This is a genomic window from Enterococcus sp. MSG3299, assembly GCF_050555765.1.
In the GTDB taxonomy this organism is placed as follows: Bacteria; Bacillota; Bacilli; order Lactobacillales; family Enterococcaceae; genus Enterococcus; species Enterococcus faecalis.
The window spans coordinates 2,335,683-2,352,026 of the sequence record NZ_CP187869.1 but is presented as its reverse complement, the minus strand read 5'-3'; the positions used below and the strand labels follow the sequence as shown (position 1 = coordinate 2,352,026).

General features: G+C 37.9%; 17 protein-coding genes. 14 read left to right on the top strand and 3 right to left on the bottom strand.

What is annotated here, in order from left to right; genetic code table 11:
- Positions 1 to 30 precede the first annotated feature (30 nt).
- Positions 31 to 729, top strand: coding sequence for a RadC family protein (gene radC, locus IGL23_RS11530; RefSeq protein ID WP_002365188.1), 699 nt, complete (start codon positions 31 to 33; stop codon positions 727 to 729).
- Positions 730 to 882: 153 nt separating this feature from the next.
- Positions 883 to 1,083 (top strand): cold-shock protein, encoded by a 201-nt coding sequence (locus IGL23_RS11525; RefSeq protein ID WP_002355121.1) that lies wholly within the window; start codon positions 883 to 885, stop codon positions 1,081 to 1,083.
- 108 nt (positions 1,084 to 1,191) lie between these two features.
- On the opposite strand, the gene rnjA is transcribed toward IGL23_RS11525, so the two are convergent.
- From rnjA to IGL23_RS11510, 3 genes are all read right to left on the bottom strand, one after another.
- Positions 1,192 to 2,874 carry a ribonuclease J1 gene (gene rnjA / locus IGL23_RS11520; RefSeq protein WP_033594325.1) on the bottom strand — a complete coding sequence of 561 codons (1,683 nt, stop codon included), beginning with the start codon at positions 2,872 to 2,874 and terminating at the stop codon, positions 1,192 to 1,194.
- A gap of 1 nt (position 2,875) precedes the next feature.
- On the bottom strand, positions 2,876 to 3,088 hold the full coding sequence (locus IGL23_RS11515; protein WP_002355123.1) for a DNA-directed RNA polymerase subunit epsilon: 213 nt from the start codon (positions 3,086 to 3,088) through the stop codon (positions 2,876 to 2,878).
- Between the two features lie 304 nt (positions 3,089 to 3,392).
- Positions 3,393 to 3,779, bottom strand: coding sequence for a YbaN family protein (locus IGL23_RS11510; RefSeq protein ID WP_002355126.1), 387 nt, complete (start codon positions 3,777 to 3,779; stop codon positions 3,393 to 3,395).
- A gap of 228 nt (positions 3,780 to 4,007) precedes the next feature.
- Here IGL23_RS11510 and efrA point away from each other — a divergent pair, with 228 nt between their 5' ends.
- The 12 genes from efrA to IGL23_RS11450 all read left to right on the top strand — a co-directional run bounded on the left by efrA (position 4,008) and on the right by IGL23_RS11450 (position 16,227).
- The gene (gene efrA / locus IGL23_RS11505) at positions 4,008 to 5,735 is read left to right on the top strand and encodes a multidrug efflux ABC transporter subunit EfrA (protein ID WP_010710228.1); all 1,728 of its coding nucleotides are present in this window, start codon (positions 4,008 to 4,010) and stop codon (positions 5,733 to 5,735) included.
- The gene (efrB, locus tag IGL23_RS11500) at positions 5,732 to 7,501 is read left to right on the top strand and encodes a multidrug efflux ABC transporter subunit EfrB (RefSeq protein ID WP_002365186.1); all 1,770 of its coding nucleotides are present in this window, start codon (positions 5,732 to 5,734) and stop codon (positions 7,499 to 7,501) included. Before efrA ends, efrB begins: the two co-directional genes overlap by 4 nt.
- A gap of 242 nt (positions 7,502 to 7,743) precedes the next feature.
- Complete coding sequence (locus tag IGL23_RS11495) at positions 7,744 to 8,235, top strand: gamma carbonic anhydrase family protein (protein ID WP_002355129.1); 492 nt, start codon at positions 7,744 to 7,746, stop codon at positions 8,233 to 8,235.
- A gap of 13 nt (positions 8,236 to 8,248) precedes the next feature.
- Entirely contained in the window at positions 8,249 to 9,400 is a 1,152-nt protein-coding gene (gene wecB, locus IGL23_RS11490; RefSeq protein ID WP_033595460.1) for a non-hydrolyzing UDP-N-acetylglucosamine 2-epimerase, read from the top strand.
- 74 nt (positions 9,401 to 9,474) lie between these two features.
- A complete protein-coding gene (locus IGL23_RS11485) occupies positions 9,475 to 10,152 on the top strand; it encodes an HAD family hydrolase (RefSeq protein ID WP_033595463.1) in 678 nt (225 codons plus the stop codon).
- A 207-nt stretch (positions 10,153 to 10,359) separates the two neighbouring features.
- Positions 10,360 to 11,745 (top strand): endolytic transglycosylase MltG, encoded by a 1,386-nt coding sequence (gene mltG / locus IGL23_RS11480; protein WP_033595458.1) that lies wholly within the window; start codon positions 10,360 to 10,362, stop codon positions 11,743 to 11,745.
- Positions 11,746 to 12,005: 260 nt separating this feature from the next.
- Complete coding sequence (gene greA / locus IGL23_RS11475; RefSeq protein WP_002355133.1) at positions 12,006 to 12,485, top strand: transcription elongation factor GreA; 480 nt, start codon at positions 12,006 to 12,008, stop codon at positions 12,483 to 12,485.
- Positions 12,486 to 12,635: 150 nt separating this feature from the next.
- Positions 12,636 to 13,367, top strand: a complete 732-nt coding sequence (gene liaF, locus IGL23_RS11470) for a cell wall-active antibiotics response protein LiaF (RefSeq protein ID WP_002381168.1) — start codon at positions 12,636 to 12,638, stop codon at positions 13,365 to 13,367.
- Positions 13,364 to 14,467 (top strand): sensor histidine kinase, encoded by a 1,104-nt coding sequence (locus tag IGL23_RS11465; RefSeq protein WP_002365182.1) that lies wholly within the window; start codon positions 13,364 to 13,366, stop codon positions 14,465 to 14,467. Before liaF ends, IGL23_RS11465 begins: the two co-directional genes overlap by 4 nt.
- Positions 14,442 to 15,074 carry a response regulator gene (locus tag IGL23_RS11460; RefSeq protein WP_002355137.1) on the top strand — a complete coding sequence of 211 codons (633 nt, stop codon included), beginning with the start codon at positions 14,442 to 14,444 and terminating at the stop codon, positions 15,072 to 15,074. The genes IGL23_RS11465 and IGL23_RS11460 overlap by 26 nt, the downstream gene beginning before the upstream one ends.
- A gap of 103 nt (positions 15,075 to 15,177) precedes the next feature.
- Positions 15,178 to 15,843 carry a potassium channel family protein gene (locus tag IGL23_RS11455; RefSeq protein WP_002355139.1) on the top strand — a complete coding sequence of 222 codons (666 nt, stop codon included), beginning with the start codon at positions 15,178 to 15,180 and terminating at the stop codon, positions 15,841 to 15,843.
- A gap of 54 nt (positions 15,844 to 15,897) precedes the next feature.
- The gene (locus tag IGL23_RS11450; RefSeq protein WP_002355140.1) at positions 15,898 to 16,227 is read left to right on the top strand and encodes a HesB/YadR/YfhF family protein; all 330 of its coding nucleotides are present in this window, start codon (positions 15,898 to 15,900) and stop codon (positions 16,225 to 16,227) included.
- The last annotated feature ends 117 nt before the right edge of the window (positions 16,228 to 16,344 follow it).

Sequence of the window (16,344 nt, the reverse complement as noted above, 5' to 3'; positions counted from 1 at the left end):
TTATTAATGACTAGCAAAGGAGGTTTTTTTATGCAAGTATCGGATCTGTTTATTCGTGAGATGCCGAGTGATTGTTTACCACGAGAACGGCTCTTAGCGATAGGAGAAAAAGCATTATCGAATCAAGAGTTGTTGGCGATTCTGTTACGTACTGGCTCAAAAGAAGCAGACGTGATGACTGTTGCCGCAACGCTGTTAAAACAGTTTAAGCAACTTTCTTATTTGCAGCAAGCCACGTTGAACGAGTTAATGGCTATTAAAGGCATTGGCCAAGTGAAAGCCATTGAATTACGTGCGGCCATTGAATTAGGGTGTCGAATCTATCAAAGTAGTCAAATCAAATTTGGTAAAGTTACGTCCAGCCAACAAGTCGCTCAACGATTACTCCAAGAGATGAAGGGGCTGCAACAAGAACATTTAATTTGTATTTACTTGAATACCAAGAATGACATTATCCAACAGAAAACGATTTTCAAAGGATCACTGAATCAAAGTATTGCTCATCCACGCGAAATTTTTCGGGAAGCGGTTAAATATTCATCGGCTCGCATACTATTAGCTCATAATCATCCATCTGGCAATCCGACACCGTCTCCACAAGATATTCAATTTACCAAACGAATGGAAGAATGTGGCGAAATGATGGGGATTCAATTGTTGGATCATATTATTGTTGGTGATAGCGGATACATTAGTTTGAGAGAAGAGAATTTTTTTGCTTCAGAATGAGGACAATTCTTGCAAAAATATTTTATCACGTGTAAAATGAAAGGGTAATCTTGTTTGGAATTATGTAGACTTTTTAAATTTTTTTAAATATTCTATTGGAAGCGAGCAAAGTTACGACTATTTATGTGCAAATGCACGAGGAGGAACAAAAGAATGGAACAAGGAACAGTAAAATGGTTTAACGCAGAAAAAGGTTTTGGGTTTATCTCACGCGAAGACGGAAGCGACGTATTCGTACACTTCTCAGCTATCCAAGGTGATGGTTTCAAAACTTTAGAAGAAGGTCAAGCAGTGACTTTTGATGTTGAAGATTCAGACCGTGGCCCTCAAGCAGTTAACGTAGAAAAAAACTAATAAAAAATAATCCAAAAACACCTAACATGCGTTAGGTGTTTTTTTGTTAGAAAAAATAGAGAAGAAAAATGTTTGTCCATTTTTCTTCTCTATTAAATGAGAGCTTTATTAATCACTAACTGTGGCAGTCATAATCATTGGCAGAATCATTGGATGACGTTCTGTTTGTTCAAACAAGAAAGGCTGTAAAGCGGTCGTCATGGCTTCGCCTAATTTTGCTTCGGTACAGTTTTTATCTTTCATTGCTTCACGTAGAGCATTGAATAAAAGACGTTGGCCTTCATGAATCATATCACCAGACTCCCGCATGTAGACAAAACCACGGGAAAGAATGTCTGGACCAGCCATAATTTCTTTATTTTTAATATTAACCGTTGCTACCGCTAAAACTAAACCTTCTTCAGATAAGATACGACGATCCCGTAAAACAACATTCCCGATATCACCGACACCATTTCCATCAACGTACACGTCATTAGCGTTGAAGTGACCAGCAGGACGTGCGCTATCAGCCGTTAAAGCTAAGACATCGCCGTTGCCCATGATAAAGCAATTTTCTTCAGGAACCCCTGTATCTTGAGCGAGCGAAGCATGGATTTTTAACATTCTAAATTCACCATGAACAGGCATGAAATATTTAGGCTTCATCAAGCGAAGCATTAATTTTTGCTCTTCTTGTCCACCGTGACCAGAAGTATGGATATTATTGATTTTTCCGTGGATAACTTCTGCACCGGCTTCAGATAATAAGTTGATTAAACGGTTAACGCTTGTCGTATTTCCAGGAATTGGTGAACTTGAGAAAACAACCGTATCGCCTGGTTGAATACTAATTTGGCGGTGTGTACCGTTAGCAATCCGACTAAGCGCGGCCATAGGTTCTCCTTGAGAGCCAGTACATAATATCATTGTTTCATTTGCTGGCAATTGATTCAGTTCCGCCGCATCGACAAACGTTCCTTTTGGCACTTTGATGTAGCCTAAGCGTTCGCCATTGACAATGGCATTTTCCATGCTACGACCAAAAACAGCAATTTTGCGACCGGTTTTCACGGCTGCATCAGCAGCTTGTTGTAAACGGAAAATGTTTGAAGCAAAACTGGCAAAGATAATCCGACCATCAATTTTTTCAAAGATTTTTAAAATAGAGGTCCCAATTGTTTTTTCGGATTTTGTAAAGGTGGGTATTTCAGCATTGGTACTATCCGAAAGAAGACAAAGGACGCCTTCTTCACCTAATTTTGCCATTCTGTGTAAGTTGGCTGGCTCGCCAACGGGTGTAAAGTCAAACTTAAAGTCACCTGTTGCGACAATGTTACCAGAAGGCGTTTTAACCACAACGCCCAAGGCATCAGGAATACTGTGAGTCGTCCGGAAAAAGCTAATCGCTGTTTTTCTAAAACGAATCACCGTATCTTCATTAATTTCGTGTAATTCCGCTTCTCGCAATAAACCATGTTCATCTAGTTTGTTGGTAATTAAAGCCAAGGCTAGTGGTCCCGCATAGATTGGGATATTCGCTTGACGTAAAAGATAAGGAACGCCACCAATATGGTCTTCGTGACCGTGGGTAATAACGAGTGCTTTGACTTTATGCAAATTTTGAACGATGTAGCTATAATCTGGAATCACGTAGTCAATCCCAAGTAAATCATCTTCTGGGAATTTGATCCCAGCATCAATAATGATAATTTCATCTTGGAATTGTACCCCATATGTGTTTTTTCCAATTTCGCCTAAACCACCGATTGCAAAAACGCCAGTTTCGTTATTTTTTATGTTTACTTTCATGTTAAAACTCCGTTAGAGTGAAGTCCGCATGTTCTTGCTCGTAAGCAAGATGTTTTTCGTCTAATAATTGAACGTATTCAATATTGTATGGGGTATTTTCTTCAACTAATTGGCGCACGATTACATCGCTATCGGCTTCCATGTAAAGAGATTTTGTGTCTTCTCTTTTTGGGTTTCTGATTTTTGTTTCTTGATAGTATACTTTGTAAATCATCGATTCATTTCTCCTTCAGCTACTAATAGTAGCAATTTATAGTTTTTTTCATTTTAAGACAGAAAATTAAACACAACAAAACGAGGTGCTGATCACCTAAAAAAGAATGCTCATCAAAAACATCTGTTAATGATGAAATGAAGCCTCGACTTTGCTTCATTCTGGGTATTTGATTTTATGTGTTCTTTTTCAACCGTCCCGTGTGTTGTGAATAACAACAATTAAGCTTATTTTATCATAGAATGATAAGGAAGTATAGAAACACTCACTGGACTTTAAAAAAAAACAAACTTCTTGTTTCGCCTTATTCTTGATCAAGTTCGAGTGCCTTTTTTTTAGGACGCCAATACCAACTTAAGCCAATCACGTGGGCTAAATAAACAATCGCTAAAGTCGTAGTCATCAACGTATTTCGGACAATTAAACACGGAATGGCAAATAAAAGAAACATGGAAATAAATAGTTTCCATTTGCCTTTACGAGTAATTTTTTTCTCAAAGAAGGCTTCTTGGATATATTTTTGATAATAAGAAGAAGCTAAAAATTTGTTATAAAGCTTATCTGAACTACGCATCCAAAAAAAGGCCGTTAATAAATAAAAACCAGTGGTGGGTAAAAGCGGCAAAAAGATTCCTAACGTGCCTAAAGCAAACGTACAGGAACCGAGAAAAATGAAGAATAATTTTTTCATTCAAAGGGTCCTTTCAGTTTTTCCCAATTATGGCACAATCAAAAGGAAGTAGCAATTTTAATCGTATAAGTAAATCATTAAAATCATCTATTTTTTAGAAAATCTAAAAGAGAAAGGATAGAAAGAGAAAGGCTGTTTTTTCTAGCCAGACAGCTTGTATTACCGATTTCTTTTTGATACAGTGGGAGTACTAGAAAATTTAAAGTAAGATAAGAAGGAGATGATTAATTGAAGTTAATGTGGCGTTACACAATGCGTTATAAGAAATTACTTTTTGCTGATTTTATTTGTGTGTTTGGTTTTATTTTGATTGAATTAGGTTTGCCGACCATTTTAGCGCGAATGATTGACAAAGGAATTATTCCTAGAGATATGGACTATATTTATCAGCAAGGGATTTGGATGGTTGTAATTACGATTATTGGCGTCGCAATGAATATTTTGCTAGGGTACTTTGGTGCCAGAATTACAACAAACATTGTTCGTGATATTCGTGATGATTTATTTGAAAAGATTCAAACTTTCTCACACAGTGAATATGAAAGTATTGGGGTTTCTTCCTTAATTACGCGAACTACCAATGATGCATACCAAATTATGCTCTTCATGGGAAATATTTTACGTCTTGGCTTTATGACGCCAGTGATGTTTATTGCCAGTCTTTACATGGTGATGCGAACGAGTCCGTCGTTAGGAATGTACGTTTTAGGTGCCTTGCCTTTTCTGCTGCTAGCAGTTGTCGGAATTGCTCGTTTGTCAGAACCGTTATCTAAAAAGCAACAAAAGAACTTAGATGGAATCAATGGGATTTTAAGAGAAAATCTTTCTGGATTGCGGGTAATACGCGCATTTGTTAATGAAAAATTTGAAGAATCTCGTTTTAATAAAGTCAATGAAACTTACACTAAAAGTTCAAAAAGTTTGTTTCGTTTAATGGCAGCAGCCCAACCAGGCTTCTTTTTCTTATTTAATATTGTGATGGTCTTAATCATTTGGAGCGGGACTGTTCAAATCAGCCATGGGGATTTAGAAGTTGGGAATTTAATTGCTTTTATTGAATATATTTTTCATGCGCTGTTCTCGTTTATGTTATTTGCCAGTGTCTTTATGATGTATCCGCGGGCTGCGGTTTCGGCTTCACGGATTCAAGAAGCCTTAGACATGGAACCAGCTATTCGTGAAGAAGAAGGCGTAACAGAAACAGCTACTAAAGGCTATCTAGAGTTTAAAAATGTAACCTTTGCCTATCCTGGACATGCGGAAAGCCCAGTTATTCGCAATGTAAGTTTTAAGGCGTCACCTGGTGAAACAGTGGCCTTTATTGGGAGCACAGGTAGTGGAAAATCAACATTAATTCAATTGATTCCACGGTTTTATGATGTATCAGAAGGTGAAATTTTAATCGATGGAGTGAACGTAAAAGATTACCAACTTAGTGCATTACGCAATAAGATTGGCTATATTCCACAAAAAGCGTTACTTTTTACTGGTACAATTGCTGATAATCTTCGCTACGGTAAGGAAGATGCGACGTTAGAAGAAATGGAACGAGCAATTGACATTGCTCAAGCAACAGAATTTGTTTCACAAAAACCGCAAGGCTATGATGAACCTCTTTCAGAAGGTGGCACGAACTTTTCTGGTGGTCAAAAACAACGTTTAGCTATCGCACGGGCGATTATTCGCAATCCGGAAATTTATATATTTGATGATAGTTTTTCTGCGTTAGATTATCAAACAGATGCAAATTTACGAGCGCGTCTGAAAAAAGAAACAACAGAATCCACTGTTTTAATTGTGGCACAACGTGTTGGAACAATTATGCATGCGGACCGCATTGTTGTTTTAAACGAAGGCGACGTGGTCGGAATTGGCACACATCGTGAATTGCTTGAGACTTGTCCAATTTACTATGATATTGCGGCTTCTCAATTGTCAGAGGAGGAATTAGCATGAAACACGCCTTTTCTTCTATGAAACGAATCGGTCGCTATATTAAACCGTACCGAGTGACGTTTTATTTAGTTATTTTATTTACAATATTAACCGTGGCCTTTAATGCAGCGTTGCCTTATTTGACTGGATTACCAACGACAGAAATTAGCCGTAATATTGCGGCCGGTGAATCAATCAATTTTGATTATGTAATCCAATGTTTAATTTGGATTTTAGTTGTGGGAACAGGTTATTGTGTGGCACAATTTTTGTCAGGCTTTTTAATGACGAATGTCGTTCAACAATCCATGCGCGATTTACGTCGAGATATTGAAGAAAAAATCAATCGTTTGCCAGTTTCTTATTTTGATAAGAACCAACAAGGAAATATTTTGTCACGGGTGACGAACGATGTGGATGCTGTCAGCAATGCGATGCAACAAAGTTTTATTAATATTGTTTCGGCAGTCTTAGGGATTGTGATGGCGGTAGTGATGATGTTCTTGATCAATCCGCTGATGGCGATTTTTTCAGTGATTATGATTCCGTTGTCTCTGATTATTTCCAGAACAATTGTTAAAATCTCCCAGAAATATTTCCAAGGAATGCAAAATTCTTTAGGAGACTTAAATGGTTATGTTCAAGAAAATATGACTGGGTTCAGTGTCTTAAAACTATATGGCCGGGAAAAAGAAACTCTTGAAGGTTTTAAACAAGTCAATCACCGTTTAAATGGTTTTGGCTTCAAAGCATCCTTTATCTCAGGATTAATGTTGCCATTGGTTCAAATGACCGCTTATGGGACCTATATCGGGGTAGCTGTCCTTGGTAGTTACTATGTGGTTGCTGGTGTGATCGTAGTGGGGCAATTACAAGCGTTTATTCAATATATTTGGCAAATTAGCCAACCAATGGGGAATATTACGCAGTTGTCTGCAGCTTTACAAAGCGCTTCAGCTTCGACCATGCGGATTTTTGAAATCCTAGATGAACCAGAAGAAGAACTTAACGAACAAGATGTTCCTTTGCCAGAACCTATTTTAGGATCTGTTGAATTTGAAAATGTCAGCTTTAGTTATGACCCAGAAAAACCGTTAATTCGTAATTTGAACTTTAAAGTTGATGCGGGCCAAATGGTTGCGATTGTGGGACCAACTGGCGCTGGGAAAACAACCTTAATCAACTTACTGATGCGTTTTTATGATGTAACAGAAGGCGCCATTAAAATTGATGGCATTGACACGAAAAAAATGAACCGTAGTGATGTCCGATCTGTATTTGGAATGGTATTGCAAGATGCTTGGTTGTATAAAGGTACCATTGCAGATAACATTCGTTTTGGGAAGTTAGATGCCACGGATTATGAAGTTGTCGATGCAGCGAAAACGGCCAATGTGGATCACTTCATTCGGACAATGCCAGACGGGTATGAAATGGAAATCAATTCTGAGGGAGATAACGTTTCCCTTGGTCAAAAACAATTGTTGACCATTGCCCGAGCGGTAATTTCTGATCCAAAAATTTTGATTTTAGATGAGGCGACTAGTTCAGTCGATACACGCTTGGAAGCCTTAATTCAAAAAGCAATGGATCGTGTTATGGAAGGACGAACGAGTTTCGTTATTGCCCACCGCCTATCAACTATTCGTGAAGCTGATTTAATTCTTGTTATGAAACAAGGAGAAATCATTGAAAAAGGTACGCATCATGAGTTGCTGGAACAAGGTGGCTTCTATGAAAAACTATACAATAGTCAATTTGCTGAAGAAGGCGACTATGAGGAATAAAAAGAGGTCGGGACAGAAGCGTTTAACTCCGAGAAATAAGAAGGAATTTCCGAAAATTGTTCTGTAATTTTTGGAGAATTCCGGCTTATTTCCGAAGGAGTTGCTTTTGTTCCCGCCGTTTATCAGTTTTTGAGCGTGGAGCAAAAATCCAAAGTGATTTTTGTCCCACGCTCTTTTCTTGTCTTTTTTACTATGAAAGTGAGGAATTCTTGTCTATACTTAATGAAAAGAGGTGACAGAGTTTGAAAAAAGAGTATTTTATTGCTGCTAGTGCAGATGTCTATGGAAACGTACAACTAGCGAAGGATAGTAATATTTGGTTTCAGTCGGTCTTAAGAGGTGACAGTAACACAATTACCATTGGTGAAGGTAGTAATATTCAAGATGGCACGATTATTCATGTTGATGAAGATGCCCCGACAATTGTAGGCAAGTATGTAACGGTGGGCCATCAATGCATGTTACACGGTTGTAAAATCGGTGATGGTGCTTTGATTGGCATGGGTTCAACCATTCTAAATAATGCTATTATTGGAGAAAACAGCCTGATTGGTGCGGGCTCTTTAGTGACAGAAGGCAAAATTATCCCGCCAAATGTTTTAGCATTTGGTCGACCCGCGAAGGTTATCCGTCCGTTAACGGCAGCAGAAATAGCCAGTAATCATACGAACGCCTTACATTATATTCAACGAGCAGAAGAATTTCGCCAACAAAAATACCCGAAACTAACATAGAATTAGGAGGAAAATGATGAAGAAAATTAAAGTAATGACGGTTTTTGGAACACGGCCAGAAGCAATCAAAATGGCCCCTTTAATCAAAGCTTTAGAAGAGCAAAGTCAAGGATTTGACTCTGTAGTAGTCGTAACAGCGCAACATCGCCAAATGTTGGATCAAGTGTTAGAAGATTTTCAAATTACACCGAATCATGATTTAAATATCATGAAAGATGGGCAAACCTTAACAGATATTACAAGTCGTGTTTTGAATTTATTAACTGAGGTTCTTGTGACAGAACAGCCGGATATTGTCTTGGTTCATGGCGATACAACCACGTCATTTGCGGCTGCATTGGCTGCTTTTTATCAACAGATTCCAGTGGGACATGTGGAAGCAGGATTGCGGACCTGGCAAAAATATTCTCCGTTTCCAGAAGAAATGAATCGTCAACTGGTAGACGTGTTAACTGATATTTATTTTGCCCCAACCATTCAAAGTAAGGACAATTTAATCAAAGAAAATCATCCAGAAGAACATATTTATGTGACTGGCAATACAGCGATTGACGCGATGGCGTACACCGTTGATGCCCACTATCAAAATGATTTATTGGAAAAAATCCCTACAGACCAGCGCATCGTGCTAATTACAATGCATCGTCGTGAAAATTTAGGCCTGCCAATGGCAAATGTGTTTAAAGCTGTTCGTCGACTTGTAATGGAACATCCAGAAATTGAAGTCATTTTCCCTATGCACAAAAATCCCAAAGTCCGTGAAATAGTAGCGGAACACTTAGGTGAATTAGCTCGTGTGCATTTAATTGAACCATTGGATGTCAAAGATTTTCAAAATTTTGCAGCGAAAAGTGCTTTAATTTTAACTGATTCTGGCGGTGTGCAAGAAGAAGCTCCTTCCTTAGGTGTGCCAGTTTTAGTTTTACGAGATACAACGGAACGTCCAGAAGGCGTAGCGGCAGGAACATTGAAATTGGTTGGTACAGACGAACAAGTAGTCTATCAAGAGGCGAAAACATTATTGACTGATTCTGATGCTTACCACGCGATGGCGCATGCACAAAATCCGTATGGGGATGGTCAAGCTAGCCGTCGAATCGTTGAAGCCATTGCCTATGAAATGCAGCAATCAGATAAAAAACCAGATACGTTTACAGCAAAATAAATAAAAAGGCAGAGAAGCGCTGAAAAATGTGCTTCTTTTGCGTATCTTATTTTGAAGAATCAATTAGACAAAAAATGCTAGAAAGTAGTGAAGTGAAGATGTATCAAACGATTTTATTTGATTTAGATGGCACAATTACGGATTCTGGTAGCGGCATTATGCGTTCTATTTTATACGCAACAGAACAATTAGGCTGGCCAGCTCCTAACGAGGAGACGTTACGTTCTTTCATAGGGCCGCCTTTATATGAGTCATTTTTGCACATGGCGCCTTCAGCTGAAGCAGCGCAACAAGCCGTGGGTCATTATCGAGCGTATTATCAGAGAAAAGGTATGTTTGAAAACCATGTGTATCCAGGGATTCCAGAAGTGTTAACAAGGTTAAAGGAAGCGGGAGCAAAGTTATACATTGCGACTTCCAAGCCAGAAGAATTTGCTAAAAAGATTATTACTCATTTTGATTTAGATCGTTATTTTACAGGCATCTATGGAGCGAGTATGGACGGTCATCGTTCTAAAAAAGCAGATGTGATTCAGTATGCATTAACGGAAGCTCAATTAGACCCAACCAAAGAAGCAATTATCATGGTTGGTGATCGTAATCATGACATTCTTGGTGCTCAACAAAATGGCTTAGATAGTATAGGTGCCTTGTATGGATTTGGTGAAGAAACAGAATTACAAGAGGCGGGAGCAACATTCCTAGTACAATCGCCTAAAGACTTAGGTGCTATTTTGCTACAAAATTCTTAATAGAAAATGGATTTTCGATAAATTTAGGAGGATTTTAAGATTTATTATCGTTTCAATAGAAAAGCGCCATCATAGGCTTTAAACGTTGTCAATGATGAATTTTTTATCGGGGAATGACGGTCTTTTTATTAAAAACATTTAATTTTAAAGAGGTTTCATGTATAATAGTTTCAGTCATAAACGATAGAATAGTAAGGAGGGTTAGTTTTGGCTAATGATAACCAAAATAACCAAGATCCCAAATCTTCGCTTAGAGATCAAGTAACTGGGTCTTTAAAAGGTAGAAATGATGGCGATCAACCTGATTCCTCTGAAAAAAATGATAGGTCTCCCCAACCTTCATATGATGAATCACAAGAAACAGTGAGCCGCACAACACAAACACGTGCAGGTTCTAGAGCTGCTCGAAGACGTGGGAAAGACAAGACAACACAGACAGTCGAAGAGCCAACCCCGATTGAAACAGACGAAAAGCCAACAAATACAAAAAAACAAACACGTAAAAAAGAAGATCGTTTAGTCGGTCGTATCGTGTTAATTGTAGTTTCTGTATTGGTTTTAATGATGGCAATCTTTGGGTTTACTTTTTATAAATATGTAGATGCTGGGCTACAGCCACTAGACAAGAACAATAAGAAGCTTGTTCAAGTGCATATCCCAGAAGGATCTTCTAATAAGCAAATTGCTGCGGTTTTAGAAGAAAGCAACGTCATTAAAAGCGGAATGGTTTTTAACTACTACGTAAAATTTAAAAACTTAACAGATTTTCAAGCGGGCTATTATCAAATGTCTCCAAGCATGACACTCGATGAAATTGGTGAAATGCTAAAAGAAGGAGGCACGCCAGAACCAACTAAAATCGCAGATGGCAAAGTAACGATTCCTGAAGGCTACGATATAGATAAAATTGGCGAAGCCATTGAAAAAAATACGGATTTCAAGAAAGCAGATTTCATTGCATTAATGAAAAACGAAGACTTCTTCAATCAAATGAAGGCTAAGTATCCTGATTTACTTGAAAGTGCTGCAACCGCAGAAGGTGTTCGTTATCGCTTAGAAGGCTATTTATTCCCAGCAACTTATGATTATTACAAAAAAGCAACACTTCCTGAATTTGTCGAACAAATGATTGCTAAAATGAACACAGTAATGGAACAATATACGCCGACAATTCATGCAAAGAATTTAACCAATCAGCAAGTCTTAACGTTAGCTTCATTGGTTGAAAAAGAAGGAGTCAAAGAAGCAGACCGCAAACAAATTGCGCAAGTATTCTTTAACCGCTTGGCTGCCGATATGCCAATCCAATCAGATATTTCTATTTTGTATGCTCTAGGAGAACACAAAGAAACTGTAACGTATGCTGACTTGGAAGTGGACTCGTCTTATAACTTGTATAAAAATACTGGTTATGGACCAGGACCATTAGATAGCCCAAGTGAGGAGTCAATTAAAGCAGTCTTGAATCCGACACCAAGTGACTATTTATACTTTGTAGCAGATATTTCTACAGGAAAAGTATACTTCTCAAAAACATATGAAGAACATCAAGTATTAGTAGATCAGTATGTCAATAATTCAAGTAGTGAATAAAATGAAAACATAAAAGAGCTTGGTGAATCAATTTTGTATGATTCACCAAGCTTTTAGATACTCAAAAAGTAATCTGTTTAACAGAGGGAAAGCGTAGCAACTAGAAATTTATATAAATAAAATTTAGCAAAATCACAAAAATTCAATAATTATATTTACAATTTAGAAAAAGCGTGGTACTCTTTTGTGGATTGAAAGCGGAATTTTTTTCAATAACCAACCAAGAACTACGTATCGTTAAGCGAAAAAGGAGAATTAACATGGTAGAAAAAGTATATCCAATGACTCTTGAAGGAAAAGAAAAATTAGAACAAGAGCTAGAAGAATTAAAAACAATTAAACGTAAAGAAATCGTAGAGCGTATTAAAATCGCTCGTAGCTTTGGGGATCTTTCAGAGAACTCAGAGTATGAATCAGCTAAAGATGAACAAGCTTTCGTTGAAGGACGTATTACAACGTTAGAAAATATGATTCGTTTTGCAGAAATCATCGACAATGATGGCGTGGACCAAGACGAAGTTTCCATCGGTAAAACAGTTACTTTCCAAGAATTGCCTGATGGAGAAGAAGAGGAATACACAATCGTAGGAAGTGCCGAAGCCGATCCATTTTCTGGTAAAATTTCTAACGATTCACCGATTGCGCAAGCCTTAATTGGTAAACAATTAGGCGACCAAGTGATTATTGCAACACCTGGTGGCGACATGACAGTTAAAATTACAAAAGTTGAAGCAAACTAAATAATTGAGTAGGGCAGGCAGCTTCCAAGGCCTGTCCTTTCGCAATCTATGACATTTAGGGCTAAAGTCCTATGGTAACCTAAGGCGCAAACCACTATGATTAAATAAAATAAACGAGTAAAATAAATGACAGAGGGAGGAGGCAAATCTATGAATAATCCTTGGCGCTTTTTTATCGTCGCAGAAGCATTACTTTTTATTCTGGCGTTATGGCAAATTGTACATAATCCTGGATTAGCTGTTTTATTAACAATTGGCGTTTTACTTGTGGCCTATGTTTCCAGGAAAGCATCTAAAACACATTTTAACAACTTTCAATTCGTCCTCGGCGTTGTTTTTATTGTCATTGGTGCAATGAACAGCACGGCTGTTTGGTTTATGTTGATTTTTGGCGTACTCTTTATCGGCTTAAAAGGCTTTGAGATTTCAGGCGTGGATATAGCTGAGCGAGCACCTTGGCGTAAAAAACAAATGATTATGGTGGAGACGGCGGCAAAAGAACCTAAAAATGGCAAACGATTTAAACGCCGCTGGTTTGCCAACGAACGCATTGGTAACAATATCTATGAATGGGACGATATCAATATTGATTTAATCTCTGGGGACACCATTATTGATTTAGGTAATACGCTACTACCGAAAGAAGACAATATTATTATTATTCGTAAAGGTTTTGGCCGCACGCGAATTCTAGTGCCGTTAGGTGTAGCTATTTTGTTAGAACATTCAACGTTTTACGGAACGGTACGTTTTGAAGAAGAAAAATATCAATTGAAAAACGAATCATTAAAAATTTACAGCAATGATTATGATACCAATCTTCGTCGTTTGAAAATTATGACGAACACTTTAGTAGGAGATGTTGAGGTGATCCGTGTATGACCGATCGGATTTCAAGACGCATGATTTCATTATATGCGTCCCTTAGCACCTTTATTGTTATCTTAATTACATTGTTTTCATATTTTCATTCGATTAAACAAAACCGGTGGCTATTAGAGCTTCTTCAGAGAAAAGTCTTTTATTTACCACTAATTGTGCACATTGTTCTCATATCCTTACTAATAGGCTTATTGACCTTTTTACTGATTTCATTGGTTCAAAAAGGGCAATATGGACGGATTGAAGAAAAACTTCGGTTATTGGCCAACGGTAATTATGAAAGTCCAGTCTTAAACAAACCAACGACCAGTGAAAATCAAGATCATTATCTAACCGAAGTCGAACAAGATATTTGGTCGATTAAAAATAAATTATTAGAGATGTCTAAAGAATTGCAATTATTAAACAGTCGACCGCAATTAATGGATGGGCAAACAAAAGAAGAAATTTTAGAGAACGAGCGGCATCGTTTGGCGCGGGAGTTGCATGATTCAGTCAGTCAACAACTTTTTGCAGCCATGATGATGTTGTCTGCCTTAAATGAACAAGCACAACGAACAGAAACCCCTGAACCATATCGTAAACAACTAGCCATGGTGGCAGAAATCATTAATGCCTCCCAATCGGAAATGCGCGCGTTACTATTGCACTTGCGTCCTATCAGTCTAGAAGGAAAAAGTTTGCGTAAAGGTATTGAACAATTACTGAAAGAACTACAAACAAAAATTAAAATTGAATTGATTTGGGATGTTGAAGATGTTCATTTAAATAGCAGCATTGAGGATCATCTTTTCCGAATTGTGCAGGAGTTACTTTCAAATACCTTAAGACATGCCAAAGCAAAGGAATTAGAGGTATACTTACACCAAGTCGATAAAAACGTGCTATTGCGTATTGTTGATGACGGTGTCGGCTTTGATATGAAGGAACAAAGTAATAAAGCCGGTAGTTATGGCTTAAATAATATTCGAGAACGTGTTGTCGGCATGGGCGGTACAGTTAAAATTATTAGTTTTAAAGGGCAGGGAACCAGCGTTGAAATTAAAGTTCCTGTCATAAAGGAGGAAACTGCAAGTGATCAAAGTAATGTTAGTGGATGACCATGAAATGGTCCGTTTAGGCGTTTCATCATATTTATCTATTCAAGAGGATATAGAAGTCGTAGGCGAAGCAGAAAACGGTAAGATTGGCTATGAAAAAGCATTGGAACTACGTCCAGATGTTATTTTGATGGATTTGGTAATGGAAGAAATGGACGGCATTGATTCAACAAAAGCGATCTTGAAAGATTGGCCAGAAGCCAAGATTATTATTGTGACGAGTTTTATTGATGATGAAAAAGTGTATCCGGCGATTGAAGCTGGTGCAGCGGGCTACCTATTAAAAACATCAACAGCACATGAGATTGCTGATGCAATTCGGGCGACTTATCGCGGAGAGCGTGTGTTGGAACCTGAAGTGACGCATAAGATGATGGAACGGTTAACAAAAAAACAAGAGCCGGTGCTACATGAAGATTTGACAAACCGAGAACACGAAATTTTAATGTTGATTGCACAAGGTAAAAGTAATCAGGAAATAGCTGATGAACTCTTTATCACTTTGAAAACAGTTAAAACACATGTTTCAAACATTTTAGCAAAACTAGATGTGGATGATCGGACCCAAGCGGCGATTTATGCTTTTCAACATGGTTTAGCCAAATAAATATCAGATAAATCCATAAATAAATTCTAGGAAATCCTTCTAGGAATTTATTTATGGATTTGTTATACTAATTTTAACGAACAGACAGGAGCGGTCAGAAGAAATGAAACAAAATTTTGCAATTATTGGTTTAGGACGTTTTGGCGGCAGCATATGCCAAACTTTGGTGGAAGCTGGTCAAGAAGTTTTGGCCATTGACAGCAGTGAAGACCGTGTCAATGAATATATGAATATTGCAACGCATGCAGTGGTGGCTAACGCCCAAGATGAAATGACGTTGCGTTCTTTAGGAATTCGGAATTTTGATCACGTAGTGGTGGCAATTGGTGAAGATATTCAAGCGAGTATTTTAGTGACACTAATGGTTAAAGAGATGGGGGTTCCCAATGTCTTGGCCAAAGCAGTCAATGAATATCATGCCCGTGTCTTAGATAAAATTGGGGCAGATATGGTCGTTCACCCAGAGCGAGATATGGGTATTCGAATTGCTCACAAACTTGTTTCACGCAATATTTTAGATTATATTGAATTATCTAGCGAATTTTCATTAGCTGAGGTTCGGGTCACCAATCCTAAATTTTACAATAAAACCTTAGCAGAATTAAATTTCCGTCAGCGATTTGGTTTAACTGTGGTAGCGATCCGCCGCTCGAAAACAGAAGTAATTGCTTCGCCAGATGCTTCTGAAATTGTTCGAGAAAACGACAATTTATTAGTTATCGGTGATACCGCAGACGTGGATTTATTAGATGAAAAAATGAATGGCTAAGCACTTTATTCTCTAAAAGCACTGCGCTGTGCTACAATAAATGGCGACAGAGATGTGAAGGAGGAACAAAGAATGAAATTAGAAGTGACACCGAAAGCCCAACAATGGTTTAAAGAAGAAACCGGGGTTCAGCCTGAGACAGGCATTCGTTTTTTCGGAAAAATTTACGGAAAAACACCTGTTCATGATGGTTTTTCCATTGCGATGTCTGTAGAAGCGCCAGATGAGCCAATGATTAAAGAGAACCTAGATGGGATTACCTATTTTATTGAAGAAACAGATGATTGGTTCTTTAAAGGGTATGATTTGATTGTTGATTATGATGAAAAGAATGATGAACCGCGTTATCAATTTGAAGCGAACCAAGAAGATTTAACAAAATAAATTTAGTGCTAAACAGAAAAAGCTGAAGTAGTGCGTAGGACTATTTCTGTTGCTTTCGTTTAACCGCTAGTCAGCCTGAGAAAAAATCGTTTTGGATTTTTTCCCCAGGTTCTTTCT

Bases quoted from the DNA above. Each gene is read 5' to 3' on its own strand.
- IGL23_RS11485 (WP_033595463.1), top strand. From the start codon at position 9,475: ATGCTAGAAAGTAGTGAAGTGAAGATGTATCAAACGATTTTATTTGAT.
- IGL23_RS11510 (WP_002355126.1), bottom strand. From the start codon at position 3,779: ATGAAAAAATTATTCTTCATTTTTCTCGGTTCCTGTACGTTTGCTTTA.
- IGL23_RS11465 (WP_002365182.1), top strand. From the start codon at position 13,364: ATGACCGATCGGATTTCAAGACGCATGATTTCATTATATGCGTCCCTT.
- IGL23_RS11455 (WP_002355139.1), top strand. From the start codon at position 15,178: ATGAAACAAAATTTTGCAATTATTGGTTTAGGACGTTTTGGCGGCAGC.
- liaF (WP_002381168.1), top strand. From the start codon at position 12,636: ATGAATAATCCTTGGCGCTTTTTTATCGTCGCAGAAGCATTACTTTTT.
- IGL23_RS11515 (WP_002355123.1), bottom strand. From the start codon at position 3,088: ATGATTTACAAAGTATACTATCAAGAAACAAAAATCAGAAACCCAAAA.
- greA (WP_002355133.1), top strand. From the start codon at position 12,006: ATGGTAGAAAAAGTATATCCAATGACTCTTGAAGGAAAAGAAAAATTA.
- rnjA (WP_033594325.1), bottom strand. From the start codon at position 2,874: ATGAAAGTAAACATAAAAAATAACGAAACTGGCGTTTTTGCAATCGGT.
- IGL23_RS11525 (WP_002355121.1), top strand. From the start codon at position 883: ATGGAACAAGGAACAGTAAAATGGTTTAACGCAGAAAAAGGTTTTGGG.
- radC (WP_002365188.1), top strand. From the start codon at position 31: ATGCAAGTATCGGATCTGTTTATTCGTGAGATGCCGAGTGATTGTTTA.
- efrB (WP_002365186.1), top strand. From the start codon at position 5,732: ATGAAACACGCCTTTTCTTCTATGAAACGAATCGGTCGCTATATTAAA.
- wecB (WP_033595460.1), top strand. From the start codon at position 8,249: ATGATGAAGAAAATTAAAGTAATGACGGTTTTTGGAACACGGCCAGAA.